This window comes from Aeromonas sp. 30P, assembly GCF_051919805.1.
Classification (GTDB): Bacteria; Pseudomonadota; Gammaproteobacteria; order Enterobacterales; family Aeromonadaceae; genus Aeromonas; species Aeromonas veronii.
The window spans coordinates 3694001-3712317 of the sequence record NZ_JBQBEA010000001.1; the positions used below are offsets into that span (position 1 = coordinate 3694001).

The 18317-nt window shown below is 59.7% G+C and carries 18 protein-coding genes, 7 tRNA genes and 1 pseudogene; 14 read left to right on the forward strand and 12 right to left on the reverse strand.

The window, feature by feature from the left end:
• Positions 1-2 precede the first annotated feature (2 nt).
• The 3 genes and pseudogenes from ACTG2B_RS17120 (at position 3) to ACTG2B_RS17130 (ending at position 2013) form a co-directional block, all read left to right on the forward strand.
• Positions 3-607 (forward strand): annotated as a pseudogene (locus tag ACTG2B_RS17120) (DUF2076 domain-containing protein).
• Positions 608-811: 204 nt separating this feature from the next.
• Positions 812-1000 (forward strand): hypothetical protein, encoded by a 189-nt coding sequence (locus ACTG2B_RS17125; protein ID WP_160881516.1) that lies wholly within the window; start codon positions 812-814, stop codon positions 998-1000.
• Between the two features lie 155 nt (positions 1001-1155).
• A complete protein-coding gene (locus ACTG2B_RS17130; protein ID WP_439996491.1) occupies positions 1156-2013 on the forward strand; it encodes a lytic transglycosylase domain-containing protein in 858 nt (285 codons plus the stop codon).
• Positions 2014-2021: 8 nt separating this feature from the next.
• On the opposite strand, the gene ACTG2B_RS17135 is transcribed toward ACTG2B_RS17130, so the two are convergent.
• Positions 2022-2585: a YgjV family protein gene (locus tag ACTG2B_RS17135; protein WP_181003219.1), complete on the reverse strand. Its 564-nt coding sequence runs from the start codon at positions 2583-2585 to the stop codon at positions 2022-2024.
• Positions 2586-2642: 57 nt separating this feature from the next.
• Positions 2643-3218: a Crp/Fnr family transcriptional regulator gene (locus ACTG2B_RS17140; RefSeq protein WP_064337235.1), complete on the reverse strand. Its 576-nt coding sequence runs from the start codon at positions 3216-3218 to the stop codon at positions 2643-2645.
• Between the two features lie 242 nt (positions 3219-3460).
• Here ACTG2B_RS17140 and ettA point away from each other — a divergent pair, with 242 nt between their 5' ends.
• From ettA to ACTG2B_RS17155, 3 genes are all read left to right on the forward strand, one after another.
• Positions 3461-5128 (forward strand): energy-dependent translational throttle protein EttA, encoded by a 1668-nt coding sequence (gene ettA, locus ACTG2B_RS17145; RefSeq protein ID WP_005338959.1) that lies wholly within the window; start codon positions 3461-3463, stop codon positions 5126-5128.
• Between the two features lie 93 nt (positions 5129-5221).
• Entirely contained in the window at positions 5222-5551 is a 330-nt protein-coding gene (locus tag ACTG2B_RS17150) for a hypothetical protein (protein WP_005343410.1), read from the forward strand.
• 264 nt (positions 5552-5815) lie between these two features.
• Entirely contained in the window at positions 5816-7159 is a 1344-nt protein-coding gene (locus ACTG2B_RS17155) for an NCS2 family permease (protein WP_439996492.1), read from the forward strand.
• 171 nt (positions 7160-7330) lie between these two features.
• Here ACTG2B_RS17155 and gltX read toward each other — a convergent pair whose 3' ends face one another.
• A complete protein-coding gene (gene gltX / locus ACTG2B_RS17160) occupies positions 7331-8746 on the reverse strand; it encodes a glutamate--tRNA ligase (protein ID WP_439981371.1) in 1416 nt (471 codons plus the stop codon).
• Positions 8747-9020: 274 nt separating this feature from the next.
• Between gltX and ACTG2B_RS17165 the strand changes: the two genes are divergently transcribed.
• From ACTG2B_RS17165 to ACTG2B_RS17175, 3 genes are all read left to right on the forward strand, one after another.
• Positions 9021-11123 carry a methyl-accepting chemotaxis protein gene (locus ACTG2B_RS17165; protein WP_439996493.1) on the forward strand — a complete coding sequence of 701 codons (2103 nt, stop codon included), beginning with the start codon at positions 9021-9023 and terminating at the stop codon, positions 11121-11123.
• Positions 11124-11222: 99 nt separating this feature from the next.
• Positions 11223-11891 carry a LysM-like peptidoglycan-binding domain-containing protein gene (locus ACTG2B_RS17170; RefSeq protein ID WP_323914500.1) on the forward strand — a complete coding sequence of 223 codons (669 nt, stop codon included), beginning with the start codon at positions 11223-11225 and terminating at the stop codon, positions 11889-11891.
• 274 nt (positions 11892-12165) lie between these two features.
• On the forward strand, positions 12166-12375 hold the full coding sequence (locus ACTG2B_RS17175; protein WP_005338972.1) for a cold-shock protein: 210 nt from the start codon (positions 12166-12168) through the stop codon (positions 12373-12375).
• Between the two features lie 239 nt (positions 12376-12614).
• Here ACTG2B_RS17175 and ACTG2B_RS17180 read toward each other — a convergent pair.
• From ACTG2B_RS17180 to orn, 8 genes are all read right to left on the reverse strand, one after another.
• Positions 12615-12690, reverse strand: a tRNA-Gly gene (locus ACTG2B_RS17180).
• 24 nt (positions 12691-12714) lie between these two features.
• Positions 12715-12790, reverse strand: a tRNA-Gly gene (locus ACTG2B_RS17185).
• Between the two features lie 24 nt (positions 12791-12814).
• Positions 12815-12890: transfer RNA gene (locus ACTG2B_RS17190), tRNA-Gly, on the reverse strand.
• A gap of 24 nt (positions 12891-12914) precedes the next feature.
• Positions 12915-12990, reverse strand: a tRNA-Gly gene (locus ACTG2B_RS17195).
• Between the two features lie 25 nt (positions 12991-13015).
• A tRNA-Gly gene (locus ACTG2B_RS17200) sits at positions 13016-13091 on the reverse strand.
• A 33-nt stretch (positions 13092-13124) separates the two neighbouring features.
• Positions 13125-13200, reverse strand: a tRNA-Gly gene (locus tag ACTG2B_RS17205).
• A 37-nt stretch (positions 13201-13237) separates the two neighbouring features.
• Positions 13238-13313 (reverse strand) — tRNA-Gly (locus ACTG2B_RS17210).
• A 178-nt stretch (positions 13314-13491) separates the two neighbouring features.
• Positions 13492-14037 carry an oligoribonuclease gene (orn, locus tag ACTG2B_RS17215; RefSeq protein ID WP_201994615.1) on the reverse strand — a complete coding sequence of 182 codons (546 nt, stop codon included), beginning with the start codon at positions 14035-14037 and terminating at the stop codon, positions 13492-13494.
• A gap of 91 nt (positions 14038-14128) precedes the next feature.
• Between orn and rsgA the strand changes: the two genes are divergently transcribed.
• From rsgA to ACTG2B_RS17240, 5 genes are read left to right on the forward strand one after another with little or no spacing between them, the layout of a single operon-like run.
• Positions 14129-15163 carry a small ribosomal subunit biogenesis GTPase RsgA gene (gene rsgA, locus ACTG2B_RS17220; RefSeq protein ID WP_041233898.1) on the forward strand — a complete coding sequence of 345 codons (1035 nt, stop codon included), beginning with the start codon at positions 14129-14131 and terminating at the stop codon, positions 15161-15163.
• Positions 15164-15191: 28 nt separating this feature from the next.
• Positions 15192-16064 carry an archaetidylserine decarboxylase gene (gene asd / locus ACTG2B_RS17225; protein WP_041234352.1) on the forward strand — a complete coding sequence of 291 codons (873 nt, stop codon included), beginning with the start codon at positions 15192-15194 and terminating at the stop codon, positions 16062-16064.
• Complete coding sequence (locus tag ACTG2B_RS17230) at positions 16061-16330, forward strand: VF530 family DNA-binding protein (RefSeq protein WP_439996494.1); 270 nt, start codon at positions 16061-16063, stop codon at positions 16328-16330. Before asd ends, ACTG2B_RS17230 begins: the two co-directional genes overlap by 4 nt.
• Positions 16320-16571, forward strand: a complete 252-nt coding sequence (locus ACTG2B_RS17235) for a DUF2960 domain-containing protein (RefSeq protein WP_005338984.1) — start codon at positions 16320-16322, stop codon at positions 16569-16571. The genes ACTG2B_RS17230 and ACTG2B_RS17235 overlap by 11 nt, the downstream gene beginning before the upstream one ends.
• 2 nt (positions 16572-16573) lie before the next feature.
• Entirely contained in the window at positions 16574-16963 is a 390-nt protein-coding gene (locus ACTG2B_RS17240) for a hypothetical protein (RefSeq protein WP_429202828.1), read from the forward strand.
• 98 nt (positions 16964-17061) lie between these two features.
• On the opposite strand, the gene ACTG2B_RS17245 is transcribed toward ACTG2B_RS17240, so the two are convergent.
• Positions 17062-18315, reverse strand: a complete 1254-nt coding sequence (locus ACTG2B_RS17245; RefSeq protein ID WP_439996495.1) for a glutamate-5-semialdehyde dehydrogenase — start codon at positions 18313-18315, stop codon at positions 17062-17064.
• Positions 18316-18317 lie beyond the last annotated feature (2 nt).

Below are 18317 nucleotides of genomic sequence, written 5' to 3' on the forward strand. Positions count from 1 at the left end.
AGATGCAACAACAGGAACAGGGTCTGATCGATGGACTGTTCGACCGCCTCAAGCAAGCGCAAGCCAGGGATAGCAAGCGAGACCAACAAGCGGATCAGCTGATCCGCCAACATCTGGCCCAGCAGCCCGATGCCCCCTACTACATGGCCCAGGCGCTGCTAATTCAGCAGGCAGCCCTTACTCGCCTCAACGAGCGGGTCAAGGAGCTGGAAGCCAGCCAGAGCACCCCAAGTGGTGGCAGTTTTCTCTCCGGCCTGTTTGGTAGCGAAAGCAGCCCGCCCCCGCGCTTTACGCCACCACCGGCAACCGCTTCTGCCCAGCCCGCGTCCCGTGCCAGCTCCTTTTTAGGGGCGCCCTGCAAACCGCCGCCGGTGTGGCCGGTGGCGTGATGCTGGCCGATATGATCGGCGGACTGTTTCACAACAATCGGCCCGAGGAGATCATCGACATCATAGAGCCAGCGCCCATCGCCAATCCGGTCGATGCGGAACCGGTACGCTGGGACGGCTGGGATTCACCTCCCGATGTTGGCAGCAGTTTTCTCGACGACGATAACCTGAGTGGCGGCTGGGCCGACAGTGACGATAACAACGGCAGTTTTTTCTGACCGTCAAACCATTACTGGCCCCGCATCTGGCGGGGCCCAACTCGATACGAAACCCATGACTATGGAAAGTGTGATGACACCACGGATCGGCAGCGGCATGACGCGATATACTCAGCGCGCTTCGTGCCACCCGGGAACAACTCCCGACCCCAGGCGCTCTGTCCGTGGCCACGCAACACCCCCATGACGACAAGGAGCCACCTCATGATCCGAACCCTGCTTTTGACCGGTGCCGCCATTGCGGCCTATGCCCTGACCCAGAGCCACTCTCTGCTTCCCCTGCTCAGCCTGCTGGCCCTGCTTTCGCTCTGGGTTGTCAGCGAAATTGGCAGCTTCTATCGCGCGCTTCCTCCCACGGTGCTGGATGAGCAGGAGTATCACCACGACTTTTAACCGGATGAAAAAAGGTGTGAAACGGTCGAGATGCCGTTAGTTCCATACCGTTTTGCTCTCTGAAATCAACCGGCTATAACAACAGGATCCACTGGGTTCGTGGCGATAGCAGCCATGTTCCTCTATATCTTCTGTACTCAAACAGGAGATAACCCATGAGGCACATCAGCGAAAACGGACTGTTTTTGCTGCTTTTTTTGTCGTTGTTACTGGCAGGTACGCCGCGGGCGATGGCACAAGGCAGGGATTTCAGACAGGCCCCCAAGGCGCTGACGGCGATCAAGCAGGGTCAAGTGGCCCAGCAACACGGCAATCTGCAAAAAGCCATCGCCCTCTACTGTGTCGCCGCCAGCACCGGCAACCCTGAAGGATATTTCCGGATCGGTCGCCTGCTCGCCACCGGCCCCGCCTCGGTTCGCAGCGCCAAGCTGGCCAACAGTTATCTCGCCATGGCAATGCGCCTTGGTAACCAACAGGCCGCCCGTTACTACAACGCCCGCATCGGCAATGCCCCTATGGGGGAGCGGTGTGGCATCGGGATCCATGGCGGTCAGGGTGGCTATCTGGCCGGGCTCCCTTCCACCCCCTTCAATGTCGACTCCTGGGTTGCCCGCCAGCCCCCCGCCAAGCAAAAACTGGTCAGCATGCTGCGCCACGCCGCCAAACACCATAAGGTGGATGCCCGGCTGGTACTGGCGATTGCCATCGCCGAATCCAATCTCAACAGCCGTGCCGTTTCCCCCAAGAATGCCCAAGGGCTGATGCAGCTGATCCCCGAAACCCAGCAACGGTTCGGGGTAACCCGGCCATTCGATCCAGCCCAGAACATCAAGGGTGGCGTCAGTTATCTCAAGTGGCTGGATCGCCGCTTCGATGGCGACTGGGTACTGATCTCGGCAGCCTACAATGCCGGGGAAAAAGCGGTGGAACGCTATGGCGGGATCCCGCCCTATGACGAGACGCAGGAGTATGTGAAACGGGTGCTCTACTTCGCTGGCCACAAGCAGCCCTGAGCGGGAGGTCAGGAGCTCGCCCGCTCGGAAGGAGGCACACACCTCTTTCTGCGGCCACAGTGGCGGCCACGCCCCCAATAATCGAAGCCATAGTGGCGGTAGTAACCCACCAGATTGCTGATCAGAAACAGCCCCTCCATCAGCACGGCCACCGGTGAGCCCACCAGCAAGTTGTTACCCAGCCAGCAGAGGGTGCCGAGCAGCATCCAGCGCCGCAACAGGCGATCATCCGGGCAAAACGCGGCCCGGGTTTGCAGCAAGCTCGCCAGCAGCCCGATCCATGAGAGCAGGCCCTGATAGGTCGCCAGCGCCGCCGCACAGGCCAACCCCATGAAAAACCACATCAAGATGCGGCGAACCAGCCAGATGCTGACCAGAAAGCGCATGCTGGCCAGCAGCAACAGGCTGGCGGCCGACCACTGCCCGAGCAGGGCAAAGTGACCGGCATTGAGGGCGCAGGAGAGGGCCAGACAGGCCAGGATCCTGCGGCGATCCCGCAACTGAAACGACAACAGATCGAGCAACAAGGCCAGGCTCACCACCAGCTGCGACCACAGAAACAGCGACATCATCCACACCTCATCCGTCATTTGGATGGCGCAGCATGAGGGGATGGTCGGAGAGCGGCATTAACCCGTGTTAATGCGCCTGCGGATCCGTGACAGGGTGACCGGGCTGATGCCGATGTAGTTGGCGAGCTGCACCTGAGTGAGCCGCGCAGGCCAGTGAGGGAAGGTGTGGCAGAGCTCCCGATAACGCTCCTCGGGAGAGTGGAGCAGCAAAAATGCCTCCTTGCGCTCCTTGTAACCGAGCTGCTGGCGTAGTAGGGCCATGCAGACTGGCTGCCAGGCGGGCTCTTCCAGCAGGGCGAGCGGCACCCGAACTACCTGCAACTCCGTCAGCGCCTCCAGCTGGTAGCGGGCGGGCGACCCAGTGAGCCAGCTGTCATAGAGCAGGCAGAGCTCCCCTTCGAAGTAGAACTCCTTGCAGCGCTCCTGTCCGTCCCGGGTGTAGTGGCAGGCGCGAGCGATGCCCGCTTCGATATAGAAGGCAGCTTCCTGCTCTGACCCCTGCGCCAACAGCACCTGACCGGCGCGCAGTGTCTGCCGTGGCAAGCGCAGGCTGATGGCTTCGCTCAGCGCGGCGTCCAATCCCATTGTGCAGAGAAAGGCGGCCAGTGAGGGGGCTTGAGGAGATAGTTTCATGACGGCTCCGGAACAAAACGGCAGCCCACATCATGCCCAAATTGCACGGCTGATGCAGCAAGGCGTGACCGCTGCGGCAAAGGGGGGACATAGCCGGGTGCCACCTTTGCCCCCCCTCGTCCGTTGGTTTACAATCGACGGGTTTTTTGGAACCCGGTTGACCTGTGTCGACCTGGCCCCACCACGACATCAGTCTGTTAATGCCAAGACATTAACCTGCTGAAAAGGAAGAGAATTAGCCAATGGCTCAATTTATTTACACCATGAACCGGGTCGGCAAGGTAGTGCCGCCCAAGCGTCATATTCTCAAGAACATCTCCTTGAGCTTCTTCCCGGGCGCCAAGATCGGCGTGCTGGGTCTGAACGGCGCCGGTAAATCGACCCTGCTGCGCATCATGGCGGGCATCGACACCGAGATCGAAGGGGAAGCCCGTCCGCAGCCCGGCATCAAGATCGGCTACCTGCCACAGGAGCCGAAGCTGGAGCCGGAGCAGACCGTACGTGAAGCGGTCGAAGAGGCCGTTGGCGAGGTGAAGCGCGCCATGGCCCGTCTGGACGAGGTCTATGCGGCCTACGCCGACCCGGATGCCGACTTTGACAAGCTGGCCCGCGAACAGGGCGAGCTGGAAGCCATCATCCAGGCCCAGGGCGGCCACAACATGGAAAACCAGCTGGAGCGTGCGGCCGATGCCCTGCGCCTGCCGGCCTGGGATGCCAAGATCAAACACCTCTCCGGTGGTGAGCGCCGCCGTGTGGCGCTCTGCCGTCTGCTGCTGGAAAAGCCGGACATGCTGCTGCTGGACGAACCGACCAACCACCTGGATGCGGAATCCGTGGCCTGGCTGGAGCGCTTCCTGCACGACTATGAAGGCACTGTTGTGGCCATCACCCACGACCGTTACTTCCTCGACAATGTGGCAGGCTGGATCCTAGAGCTGGACCGCGGCGAGGGTATCCCGTGGGAAGGCAACTACTCCTCCTGGCTGGAGCAGAAGGACGCCCGTCTGGCGCAGGAAGCCAGTTCCGAAGCGGCCCGTCGCAAGTCCATCGAGAAAGAGCTGGAGTGGGTTCGTCAAAACCCGAAAGGGCGTCAGGCCAAGTCCAAGGCCCGTATGGCTCGCTTCGAAGAGCTCAACACCAACGACTACCAGAAGCGCAACGAGACCAACGAGCTGTTCATTCCGCCCGGACCGCGCCTCGGCGACAAGGTGGTGGAAGTGGCCAACCTGCGCAAATCCTACGGTGATCGGGTGCTGATCGACGATCTGTCGTTTGCCATTCCGAAGGGTGCCATCGTCGGCATCATCGGCCCGAACGGTGCCGGTAAGTCGACCCTGTTCCGCATGATGTCGGGTCAGGAGCAGCCGGATTCCGGCGCCATCACCCTGGGTGAAACCGTGGTGCTGGCCTCTGTCGATCAGTTCCGCGACAGCATGGATGACAAGAAGACGGTCTTCGAAGAGGTCGCTGACGGTCAGGATATCCTGCGCATCGGCAACTACGAGTTCCCGAGCCGCGCCTATATCGGCCGCTTCAACTTCAAGGGTTCCGACCAGCAGAAGCGGGTTGGCGAACTCTCCGGTGGTGAGCGCGGTCGTCTGCACCTGGCCAAGCTGCTGCAGACCGGCGGCAACGTGCTGCTGCTGGATGAACCGACCAACGATCTGGATATCGAAACCCTGCGCGCCCTCGAGAACGCCCTGCTGGAGTTCCCGGGTTGTGCCATGGTCATCTCACACGACCGCTGGTTCCTCGACCGTATCGCCACTCACATCCTCGACTATCAGGATGAGGGCAAGATCGAGTTCTTCGAAGGTAACTTTACCGAATACGAAGAGTGGAAGAAGAAGACCTACGGCGCCGAGGCGATCCAGCCCCATCGCGCCAAGTACAAGCGCATCGCCAAATAGGGCTGACTGCGTGTTGAGGGGAGCTTCGGCTCCCCTTTCTCTTGCCTTTTGACTTACAATCCTAGACGGATGCCTTTGCATGGATGTAGCACGATGACGACCCCCATAGAGAAAAAACTCACCATCCAGATCCGGGTTGAACCGGGTTGCCTCGGGCCGGATGGCAAGGAGCACATAGAGACCTTCTGTGCTGCTGCCGCCAAGATTTTTGCCGCCGTGGAGCCCGAGCTGGTGAGCTGGGTGCTGATCCCCCGCTACGACAAGCAACTGCCTGAGCAGGAGTTCTTTATCGAGGGGCGCAAGCTGACCGAAGAGCAGGCAAGCCTCTTTCTGCGCCGCTTCGGCCGTGAACTGGGTGAAGTGCAAGACCGGCTCGACTCGGTACTGGCCCAGCTGGTCGAGCGCTACTTCAAAACCCTGTAAGCCCCCAATTTTCGATAAAAGGTTCTCTGCTGAGAACCTTTTATCATGCTCAAAAAGCAAACGTTTGAATTTTTACTCTATTCATTGATCTGCTTCGCAGATCCGGGGTTTGTAAACGGCGCCGCCTGTGTAAAAATGTGCGCGCTGTCACGGTATCAGGACGAGTCTGGTTACTTAACCGCCAGAAAAAGGGCAATTTACCCCGCATGGATGGGATAGCCCGTTCCCCTGCTGCTTATTTCACGTCACCTATTGGAATCCAACATGAATCAACAACACCAAGCTGCCAATCAGGCTGCCGGGCAAGGATTGCTTGAGCGCCTGTTTGCCCTGCAAGGCCATGGCACTACCGCCCGCACCGAAGTGATTGCCGGTATCACCACATTCCTGACCATGGTCTATATCGTGTTCGTCAACCCGCAGATCCTCTCTGCGGCGGGCATGGACACCCAGGCCGTGTTCGTCACCACCTGCCTCATCGCCGGTATCGGCAGCATCCTGATGGGCCTGTTGGCCAACCTGCCGATCGCGCTGGCCCCCGCCATGGGCCTCAATGCCTTCTTCGCCTTCGTGGTGGTTGCAGGTATGGGCTACTCCTGGCAAGTGGGCATGGGCACCATCTTCTGGGGCGCCATGGGTCTGTTGATCCTCACCCTGCTGCGGGTGCGTTATTGGCTGATCGGCAACATCCCGCTCACCCTGCGGGTCGGCATCACCGCCGGTATCGGTCTGCTAATCGCCCTGCTCGGCCTGCACAACGCTGGGATTGTGGTCGCGAGCCCGGCCACCATGGTGACCGTGGGCAACCTCACCTCCCTGCCCTGCCTGCTGGGTCTACTCGGTTTCTTCCTGATCTGCATCTTCTCCGCCCGCGGCGTCCACTCCGCCGTGCTGATCGCCATCGTGGTCACCACGGGTCTGGGCTGGCTGTTTGGCGATGTCACCTTCAAGGGCTTTGTCTCCATGCCCCCCAGCATCGAACCGGTGTTCGGCCAGCTGGATCTGATGGGCTCGCTCGATATCAGCCTCGCCGGGATCATCTTCTCCTTTATGCTGGTCAACCTGTTCGACTCCTCCGGCACCCTGATCGGCGTCACCAACCGCGCCAAGCTGGCCGATGACAAGGGCCACTTCCCGCGCATGAAACAGGCGCTGATGGTCGATAGCGTCAGTTCCGTCGGCGGCGCCTTCATGGGCACCTCCTCGGTTACCGCCTTTATCGAGAGCAGCTCCGGCGTCGCCGTCGGCGGCCGTACCGGTCTGACCGCCATCGTGGTCGGCATGCTGTTCCTGCTGGCGATCTTCTTCTCTCCGGTCGCCGCCATGGTGCCGGCCTACGCCGCCGCTGGCGCCCTTATCTATGTGGGCGTGCTGATGTGCTCCGAGCTGACCCGGGTGAAGTGGGAAGATCTGACCGAAGCGGTACCGGCCTTTATGACCGCCGTCATGATGCCGTTCAGCTTCTCCATCACCGAGGGGATCGCCGTGGGCTTTATCTCCTACTGCGTGATGAAGGCAGGCACCGGCCGCTGGCGCGAAATCAACCCCTGCGTGCTGGTGGTCGCCCTGCTGTTCGTGCTCAAGTTCGTCTGGGTCGACAGCCACTAAGCGGCACTCTGTCCTAATAAAAATGCCAGTCAGCTGACTGGCGTTTTTTTATCCAAAGTTTTTCGGCCTGTACGCAGGCCATAAAAAAATCCGAAACCTGTGGTTTCGGATTTTTGCTATTCAGCATATGGCAGAGCGAGGTTATCCCCTCGCCTGCCACCTCGGCAGCACTTACTCGGCAGCCATGCGGGCTTCGATGTAAGCCAGTGCGCGGTCGATACGCGCCAGTACACGCTCTTTGCCCACCAGTGCCATCACGGCATCGATGGCAGGAGATTGGCCTAGGCCGGTGACGGCCACACGCAGCGGCATACCAACCTTGCCCATGCCCTGACCCAGCTCGGCGGCGGTCGCTTCAATCAGCTCGTGCAGCGCCTCGGTGGTCCAGCTCTCCAGGGCCGCCAGCTTGGTCTTGGCCAGAGCCAGCGGCTCGGCAGCGACGCCACGCAGGTGCTTCTTGGCAGCCGCTTCGTCGATCGCCTCAAAATCTTCGAACAGATAGCGACTCTGCGCGGCCATCTCGACCAGGGTGTTGCAGCGCTCGGCCAGCAGGGTGACTACCTCGGCCAGTGCCGGGCCATTGCTGGTGTCGATCTTCTGATTTTCCATGTGCCAGGCCAGGTGCTTGGCCACATAGGCCGGATCCAGGCTGCGCATGTAGTGGTTGTTCAGCCACAAGAGCTTGTCGGTGTTGAAGGCAGAGGCGGACTTGGAGATGGCATCCAGGCTGAACAGCTTGATCATCTCTTCCAGGGTGAAGATCTCCTGATCGCCGTGGGACCAGCCCAGACGTACCAGATAGTTCAGCAGCGCTTCCGGCAGGTAGCCGTCATCGCGGTACTGCATCACGGAAACGGCACCGTGGCGCTTGGAGAGCTTGGCACCGTCATCACCCAGGATCATGGAGACGTGGGCAAACTCCGGCACCGGTGCGTTCAGCGCCTTGTAGATGTTGATCTGGCGCGGGGTGTTGTTGATGTGGTCTTCACCACGCACCACATGGGTGATCTCCATGTCCCAGTCATCGACCACTACGCAGAAGTTGTAGGTCGGCGCGCCGTCGGTACGGCGGATAATCAGATCGTCCAGCTCGGTGTTGGCGAACTCGATGCGGCCACGGACATGGTCATCGAACACCACGGAACCTTCGGTCGGGTTGCGGAAGCGAATCACGTGCGGCGCATCGGCCGGGTGATCGTGGGCGTGGTCGCGGCACTTTCCGTCATAACGGGGCTTCTCGCCGTTGGCCATCTGGCCTTCACGCAGCGCTTCCAGACGCTCTTTGGAGCAGTAGCACTTGTAGGCGCGGCCATCGGCCAGCATCTCGTCGATCAGACCGTTGTAGCGATCGAAGCGCTTGGTCTGGTAGTAGGGGCCCTCATCCCAGTTCAGCTCCAGCCATTCCATGCCCTCAATGATGGCGTCGATCGCCTCCTGAGTGGAACGTTCCAGGTCGGTATCCTCAATACGCAGCACGAACTCACCGCCCTGGTTCTTTGCAAACAACCAGGAATAGAGTGCGGTACGGGCACCGCCGACATGCAAAAAGCCGGTCGGGCTGGGAGCAAAACGGGTTTTGACTTTCATCTTTAAGCCTTGTGTAGAGGGCCTTGGGCCAATTCGTTAGAAAAAACCGTCGCATTTTAGCACCGACAATCACGGATGGGAAAACCATGACGCCATTGCGGGCTAAAGTAGGGGATTAAATCTGTCGCCATTTGCATCTGTAGCCCGATATTTGAAGAGGATCGCAAAACCGAAGCCCCGTTTCCGATTTGCTATGCACAATGCTGGAGAGCTGCCTCCTCCGGTCGATACCCAAACAACGCTCACCACACTTCTCACGAACAAGGAAGAGACGATGCAGTTCCGTTCTATCCAGAATCGCATTCTAGTGATGGCCGGGATCGCCATGACCGCAGCCCTGGTCATCCTGATCCTGCTCAACCAATACTCCGGCCAACAGACCCAACAACTCACCATCAGCTCCAGCCGTGAAGCGCTGCAGCAGGAGGCATGGCAGAAGGTCAGCGCCAATGCCCGCGCCGAGGCGGCCACCATCACCCAACTGCTGCAAAAAGGGCTCTCCTACACCCAGCAGATGGCCAGCGCCCTCGCCCTGCAACAACAGGGCAAACTGCCGCTGGATCGCCAGCAGGCGACCGACCTGCTCAAGGCACAACTGGCGTTGGAGCCCCAGCTTTATGGCGCCTTCGCCGGCTTCGAGCCCAACGGTTTCGACGGTCAGGATGCCAGCTTTGCTGGCCAGAGTGCGCTGGGCAGTGATGACAAGGGGCGCTTCGTGCCCTACTTCTATCGCGACAAGGATCAAATCGGCACCGATCTGCTGCTCTCCATCGAAAAAACCGACCCGGACGAATTCGGCAATCCCGCCAACGACTACTACGCCTGCCCGAAACGGGAAGGACGCTCTTGCCTCATCGATCCCTTCAAGGTGGATATCAACGGTCAGCAGGTGCTGGTGAGCACCATCACCACCCCCATCATGGTGAATGGTCAGTTCAAGGGGATCGCAGCGCTCGATCTGGCGGTGGACTCCATCAGCCGTCAGGCACAGTCCCTCAACAGCAACATCTATGACGGCAAGGGGGAAACCCTGATCGTCAGCGCTGCCGGTGTCATCACCGGCACCAGCGGCGATGCCAGCCTGCTCGGCAGCAGCGCAGGTAAGGTGCTGGGCAACCAGTGGCAGCAGTACCTGAAACCGGAAATTCAGCGTCAGGAGCTGGACGAGTCATTTCGTATTTCCGTCCCCATCATGGTGCCGGGAATGAGCCGCAACTGGGCCATCATCGTCACCCTGCCCTACAAGGTGGTACTGGCGGGGGCCGATCAACTGGAAAGCCAGCTGAGCGACATGAACCAAGCAGCCATGACCCAGCAATTGGTGGGTGCCGTTATCGTACTGGTGCTGGCGCTGGCCACCATGCTGGTGATTGCCCGCAGCATCACCGGCCCCATCCGTCAGATGGTCAGCCTGGTGGATGACATCGCAGATGGTGAAGGGGATCTCACCAAGCGCCTCGCAACCCGCTCGGTGGATGAGCTGGGGGATCTCGCCAAGGGGATAAACCGCTTTATCGACAAGCTGCAAGGGTTGCTCGGGGATGTGCTCAAGACTGCCAGTGAGGTGAACCGCTACGCCGGTGATACCGATCGCATCGCCGGCCAGACCGACAACAACCTTCAGCACCATCAGGCGGAGATGGAGCAGATGCTGACCGCGGTGCAGGAGATGTCCTACGTCAGCCAGGAGGTCGCCACCCACGCCAACAACACCGCCGACTCGGCCAAACAGGCGCAAGGCGCAGCCGATCAGGGCAAGGAGCGCTTCCAGCAGGTGATCCAGTCGATGCACAAGGTCGCGGCGGAAGCCGGTAAAGGGGCCGAAGTGGTCGAAGGGCTGGCTCACGACAGCGCCCAGATCACCAGCATACTCACCGTCATTCAGGGGATTGCCGATCAGACCAACCTGCTGGCCCTCAACGCCGCCATCGAGGCTGCCCGGGCTGGCGAACAGGGCCGCGGCTTTGCGGTGGTGGCCGACGAGGTGCGCAAACTGGCAGGCAATACCCAGCAGGCGGTGCAGAACACCCAGGAGTTGATCGAGAAGATCCGCCTCAGCTCCACCAATGCAGTCAACGCCATCACCCAGAGCCAGCAGCTGACCCATCAGGCGGTGGGCGAGGCGGATCTGGCGGAAGAGGCGCTCGGCAGCATCTACCAGGCCATCTCCACCATCAACGACATGACCTATCAGATCGCCTCCGCCGCCGAAGAGCAGAGCTCTGTCTCCGAAACCGTCTCCGGCAACCTGTCAAAAACCAACGCACTGGCCAACGACATTGCTCAGGATGCGACCGAAACGGCCAAAGCCAGTCAGGCATTGCGTCAGGCGGCCGACAAATTGCAGCAATTATTGGGTCAATTTCGTCTCAGCTGATAATTTTCCGCCTCAGGACTCTCCCCCTCGGGGGCGAGTCCGTTTACCATAGGCGACGAATTTGCCTGATGGCAGGCAATGTAGTGAGAGGTAAATGCCGTGCCCACCCCGGACCGTCGCCCACGAGGCCATAACAGACGAGCCCAGCAGCGTCGCCAAGACGAATCACAAGGATCCCTGCTCCATCGCATCAATGCCGCGACCCTGTCCCTGCGCCAACGTTTTGGCCAAGGGATGAGCAACCTCGGCCAACGCCGCCAGGATGCCAAAGCAGGCAAATTCAAGCTGTCCAGCCCGCTGCCCCGCAAAAACACCATAGGTCTGCTGATCCTGATCCCGCTCTGGTTGCTGGTACTGGCCTGGGAGCCGGCACCATCCGTTCCCAAAGCAGCCCCTTCCGGCTCGCTGGAAGTGCCGCTGGCCGTACCTGCTCAAGCTCTAACTGTCGGTAGTGGCGCAGCAGGCAGTGCGCCCGCGGCTGCCAAGCCGGTCGAAGAGAAGGTCAACGGCACCTGGCTGCAACACGATGTGCAGGCGGGTGAGACCCTCTACTCCATCTGGCGCAAATTCGAGTTGCCAGGTGCCGAGCTGAGCCGCCTGATCGCCATCGAGGGGCCGGATCGCCCCCTGACCCGCCTGCAATCGGGCCGCTCTATCTTCATCCTGGTGGACGACACCCGCCGCATCCAGCGGGTGGAGATCCGCTCCTACGGTCAGGCGGTTTACCGCTACGACCGGCAGGGCGAAGGGTTCGCCCTCAAGGAATAACAAAAACGGGAGGCGCTGGCCTCCCGTTTTTTTCAGTCAAATATCTTCAAATAAGCTACTGACTTCACAATATTTTTAGCTTGTTCAAAAAACGAAAGGGGTCAAATTGACAAGGATCGGCGCTAACGTACAATCGTTTGTGCTTTAGACAGGGATTGTTCTACGTGCTACTGGGACAAAGAGACGTGGTCAGTCATGAGCCAACCCCTGCTTGCAAGGCAAATGCAGCCCAGCACGGGCTTAGTTTCATTTTGTTATTGATAGGATTTAGCACATGTCTGACATTCGCACCGGCCAGGTAAAATGGTTCAACGAAACCAAGGGTTTTGGCTTTATTGAACAATCCCAAGGTCCGGACGTATTCGTTCACTTCTCCTCCATCCAGAGCACCGGTTTCAAAACCCTGGCTGAAGGTCAAAAAGTCCAGTTCACTGTGACCCAGGGCAAAAAAGGCCCTCAGGCTGAAAACGTTACTCTGGTCTAAGCCCGCGCCAGTGAATCATGCAGGAGGAGCCAAGGCCCCTCCTCTTTTTTGCCCGCAATTCTCGCCTCCCACCACCTGTCACAACCGCTTGCCTCGTACAATCCGCACCATGAGCCCACATCCCCTTCCTGTTGGCAGGAGGTGGTAGAGACGCGCTGAGTAAACGCCAGATACGACAAAGCATCGCAGCGCGATGTGAAGGGCAATTCAAAGGGGTTATGAAAACTTCGAAGAGAGATTGGAGCGGGAAACGAGACTCGAACTCGCGACCCCGACCTTGGCAAGGTCGTGCTCTACCAACTGAGCTATTCCCGCAACAGAATGTCATTTACAAGTGATTGGAGCGGGAAACGAGACTCGAACTCGCGACCCCGACCTTGGCAAGGTCGTGCTCTACCAACTGAGCTATTCCCGCAACGGAATGTCACTTACAAATGTTTGGAGCGGGAAACGAGACTCGAACTCGCGACCCCGACCTTGGCAAGGTCGTGCTCTACCAACTGAGCTATTCCCGCAACAGAATGTCATCTGCAAGTGATTGGAGCGGGAAACGAGACTCGAACTCGCGACCCCGACCTTGGCAAGGTCGTGCTCTACCAACTGAGCTATTCCCGCATCGGAATATCACTTACAAATTTTTTGGAGCGGGAAACGAGACTCGAACTCGCGACCCCGACCTTGGCAAGGTCGTGCTCTACCAACTGAGCTATTCCCGCAACAATTTGGTTGTCTTGAGGCTGACTGATGATTGGAGCGGGAAACGAGACTCGAACTCGCGACCCCGACCTTGGCAAGGTCGTGCTCTACCAACTGAGCTATTCCCGCATCGGGCTGGTTTGCACCAGTGTCATCATCAGATTTTTGGAGCGGGAAACGAGACTCGAACTCGCGACCCCGACCTTGGCAAGGTCGTGCTCTACCAACTGAGCTATTCCCGCAACTACCTTAAAACAGGGCGTACAGCATTTGGTTGCTTGCGCTACTGTACGGGAGCCGAATTATAAGAGCAGTCATTCCAATTGCAAGGGCTTTTTTGTCTGGTTGCGCGCGTTCGCTCAAAAGCTGGCCGAACTGTCGATTTTAGCAGCCAGAGTATGACAAACCCTTGCCGGGGAATCAGATCTTGAAGACGTGGCTGCGATAGAACTGCAGCTCGGCGATGGATTCGCGGATATCGTCCAGCGCCTGATGGGTACCGCTCTTCTTGAACTGATCCAGCAACTCCGGCTGCCAGCGGCGTACCAGCTCCTTGATGGTGCTGACGTCGACGTTGCGGTAGTGGAAGAAGGCTTCCAGCTCGGCCATGTGCTTGACCATGAAGCGGCGATCCTGACCGATGCTGTTGCCGCACAGCGGGCTGGTGCGCTCCGGCACCCACTGGCGAATGAAGTCGAGGGTCTCGGCAACGGCTTTCGCCTCGTCGTGCTGGCTCGCCTTGACCCGGGCCACCAGACCGCTCTTGGTATGGGTGTTGACGTTCCAGTCGTCCATCTTGGCCAGCTCTTCATCACTCTGATGAATGGCGATGACCGGCCCTTCGGCCAGTACGTTCAGATCCTTGTCGGTGACTATGGTGGCAATCTCCAGTACCACGTTCTCTTCGGGGTCGAGACCCGTCATCTCCATGTCGATCCATACCAGGTTCTGCGCGCTGACTGTCATGATTGCTCTCTCTATTGGGAGGAATGGCGGAATTTTGCCAATTTGCATGTATCATACTGGCTTTGGATCTGTTCATAAACTGGCGAATCGAGTGGCAAAGAAAGCAAAACTCAATCTGGGTCAACAAAGACGCGTCCAGGCCAACCGCGAGCGTCGGCTGCAAAAAGAGCACACCACAGAGGTGGATGACACCCTGTTTGGCCCGGCCATCGAAGGGGTGGTGATCAGCCGTTTTGGTCAGCACGCAGACGTGGAAGCGAGCGATGGCACCATCCACCGCAGCAACCTGCGGCGCAGCAGCATCAGCAGTCTGGTGTGCGGCGACAAGGTGGTGTGGCGTCCCGGCCTCAATGCCGCCATCGCCGGCGTCATCGAGGCGGTGCATCCGCGCCACTCGGTACTGACCCGACCGGACTTCTACGACGGGGTCAAACCCATCGCCGCCAACATCGACCAGATCATCATCGTCTCGGCGGTGATGCCCGAGTTCTCCACCAACATCGTCGACCGCTATCTGGTGGCCGCCGAGGATGTGGAGATCCGCCCCCTCATCGTGCTGAACAAAGTCGATATGCTTGATGATGCCGCCAGAGCGCGCATCGAGCTCCAGCTCGAAACCTACCGCAAGCTCAATTACGAGGTGCTGCTGGTGAGCTGCGAGAGCGGTGAAGGGCTTGATGAGCTGAAAGCCAAGCTCACCGACAAGATCAGCATCTTCGTCGGCCAGTCCGGGGTGGGCAAATCCTCGCTCACCAACGCCCTGATGCCGGGGCTGGATGTGCTCACAGGCGAGATCTCCGAAAACTCGGGGCTCGGCCAGCACACTACCACCACGGCGCGGCTCTACCACTTCCCGAGCGGTGGCGATCTCATCGACTCCCCCGGGATCCGCGAGTTCGCCCTCTGGCATCTGGAAGCCGACCGCATCACCTGGTGCTTCGTCGAATTCCGCGACTATCTGGGTGGCTGCAAGTTCCGCGACTGTACCCACAAGGACGATCCCGGCTGTGCCCTGCGCGCCGCGGTCGACGCGGGCGCTATCAGCGCCGATCGCTTCCACAACTATCACCGCATCCTGGAAACCATGCAGGAAGCCCGTCACGGTCGCCAACAGGCGCGCCTGTGACCCTGTTTAACCTACGTTGATGATGAACATGAGCATTACTGACAACCTGAAAATTGCCGGTCAATACTGTCTGCCCAAGCACGCCCTCTCCCGTCTGATCGGCAAGTTTGCCGCCGCCGAAGCGGGCAATATCACCACCAGGGTGATCGAGGCTTTTATCAAGCAGTACCAGGTCGACATGAGCGAGGCGCTGCACGAAAGCCCGGCCCACTACAAGAGCTTCAACGAGTTCTTCACCCGCGAGCTCAAGCCCGGTATCCGCCCCGTGGTAGAAGATGCCATGACTCTGGCCCTGCCGGTGGATGGCACCGTCAGCCAGCTTGGCCCCATCCAGCAGGGTCGCATCATTCAGGCCAAGGGCCACGACTACAGCGCCCGCGAGCTGCTGGGCGGCTATGAGGATCTGGTTGCGCCGTTCAAGGATGGCGACTTCGCCACCATCTATCTGGCGCCCAAGGATTACCACCGCATCCACATGCCGCTGGACGGTGTACTGGAGAGCATGGTGTTCGTGCCGGGGGATCTCTTCTCCGTCAACCCGCTCACCGCCGAGAACGTGCCGAACCTGTTTGCCCGCAACGAGCGTGTGGTCGCCACCTTCCGCACTCCGCACGGCCCCATGGCGCTGGTGCTGGTCGGTGCCACTATCGTGGCCAGCATCGAGACCATCTGGGCCGGCAACATTGCGCCGACCAAAGAGAAGAAGGTGGTGCGCTGGGACTACACTGGCGACGAGGCCATTACCCTGCAAAAAGGTGCCGAGATGGGGCTGTTCAAACTGGGCAGTACTGTCGTCTGCCTGTTTGGCCCGGGCATGCTGGCCGGTTTCGAGCCGCATCTGGCCAACGGGGTCACCACCCGTATGGGTCAGCCCTTTGCCAAGCTGGCGGAGCAGGCATGAGCGAACAACCGAACGCCTCGCAGAAGAACAACCCGCTGCACGGGCTGACGCTGGAAGCCATCGTCACCGCGCTGGTCGAACACTACGGCTGGGAAGAGCTGGGGCAGCAGATCAATATCCGCTGCTTCACCGATAATCCCAGCATCAAGTCCAGCCTGAAGTTCTTGCGCAAGACCCCCTGGGCTCGGGAGAAGGTCGAAAGCCTCTACCTCTACGTCCAGCGCAAGCAAGCCAAATCGAAGAAGGAAGGGCAAGATGGCATTTAAGATTACGTATACCTATAAAAAACAGGCCAAAGAGATCGGCTACGCGAACGACAAGTTCCGCAGCATCTACGACGCCATCGCCGCTGCCGAAGGGCTGGATCTTACCAGTTTTCACGCCATGGAGGCCCAGCTGGCTCAGGTTTGTCGCCGTGACAAGAAAAGCGTGAAGGATTACCAGGAGAACTACTTCAAAGAGTTGGGATTCTCCAACATCGTCATCGAACGGGATCTGCAGGAGTAACCATGCGCACCTTGACCCTGATGGCCGCCTCTCTGCTGCTGGCGGCATGCAGTACACCGGAACAACATCTGGTGGGCGGCGATCGCAACAGCCACGGCTGTATCGGCAGTGCGGGCTATCAGTGGTCAGCGCTGACTGGCAAATGTGTGCGCCTGTTTGAGCAGGGTATCCGGCTCAATCCGACCGATACCAGCCAGACCAGCAGCGCCTTCGTGCTGTTCAATGCCGATCAGACGCAGGCCGAACTGCATCTACCAAGCGGCGAGCTGCTTGCGCTGACCCGTCAAGGTGCGGAGGGCAACTGGTCGTGGCAGGGTCGCGGCTACACCCTCTTTATCTGGAAGGGTTATGTGCTCAAGCACGGTGACAAGGCGCTCTATCACGGGGAATAACCCCGAGGAATAGCGCACGGCGTGGTATCGGCGCGATGCACGCGAACAAAAATGCCGACCCAAGGGGTCGGCATTTTTGTATCTGACACAACCGGTTATCAGGCTCGGCTGAGGTAATCGGCCTGCCCTACCCACTTGTAGCTGGTAAGCTCGGTCAGCCCCATGGGGCCACGGGCATGCAGCATCTGGGTCGACACCGCTACCTCCGCCCCCAACCCAAACTGGCCGCCATCGGTGAAACGGGTGGAGGCGTTGACATAGACCGCCGCCGAACCGGCTCCGTTGACGAAACGCTCGGCGTTGGCCAGATCGTTGGTCAGGATGGCATCGGAGTGGCCGGCGTTATGCTCGCGCATATGGGCCAGCGCTTCGTTGACGTCTGCCACCAACTTGACCCCCAGGGTCAGCCCGAGCCACTCGGTATCGAAATCCTCCGGCCCAGCCTCGCACAGGTTGTCGGCACCCGCCAGCAGCGCTATGGCGTTGGGCGCGGCCACCAGCGTCACCTTGCGCTTGTTCATCAGCGTCACCAGTTGCGGCAGGAATGTCGAAGCGACTTTCTCGTGCACCAGCAGGGTATCGAGGGCGTTGCAGGCGGAGGGGCGCTGCACCTTGGCGTTGTCGATAACAGCCAGAGAGCGCACCAAATCGGCACTCTCGTCGACGAAGATATGGCTGATGCCGAACCCGCCGATGATGACCGGAATGGAGCTGTTCTCCTTGCACATCTTGTGCAGGCCGGCACCGCCACGGGGGATGATCATGTCCACATAGCGGTCGAGACGCAGCAACTCGCCGACCAGCGCCCGATCCGGGTTGTCGATGTACTGCACCGCCGCCTCGGGCAGACCGGAGGCCGCCAAGGCATGCTGGATCACCCGCACCAGCTCCAGATTGGAGTGGAAGGTCTCGCGCCCGCCACGCAATATGCTGGCGTTGCCAGTCTTGAGGCAGAGGCTGGCGATATCGATGGTGACGTTGGGGCGCGCCTCGTAGATGACGCCGATAACCCCGATGGGCACCCGACGACGGGAGAGCCGCAGGCCATTTTCCAGCACCCGGCTATCCATTTCGGCGCCGACCGGATCATCCAGCGTGATCACCTTGCGCACATCCGCCACGATACCGGCCAGCCGGGCCGGATTGAGCAGCAGGCGATCCAGCATCGCTTCTGACAAGCCCGCTTCACGGCCAGCCGCAATATCCTTGTCGTTGGCAGCGAGGATCTGTTCACTGCGCGCCTCAAGCTCATCGGCAATGGCGGCCAGCGCCCGATTCTTCTGCGCCGTGCTGATGGTAGCCAGCTGATAGGCGGCTTCACGGGCCGCCAGCCCCATTTTCTCCAGACTCATCT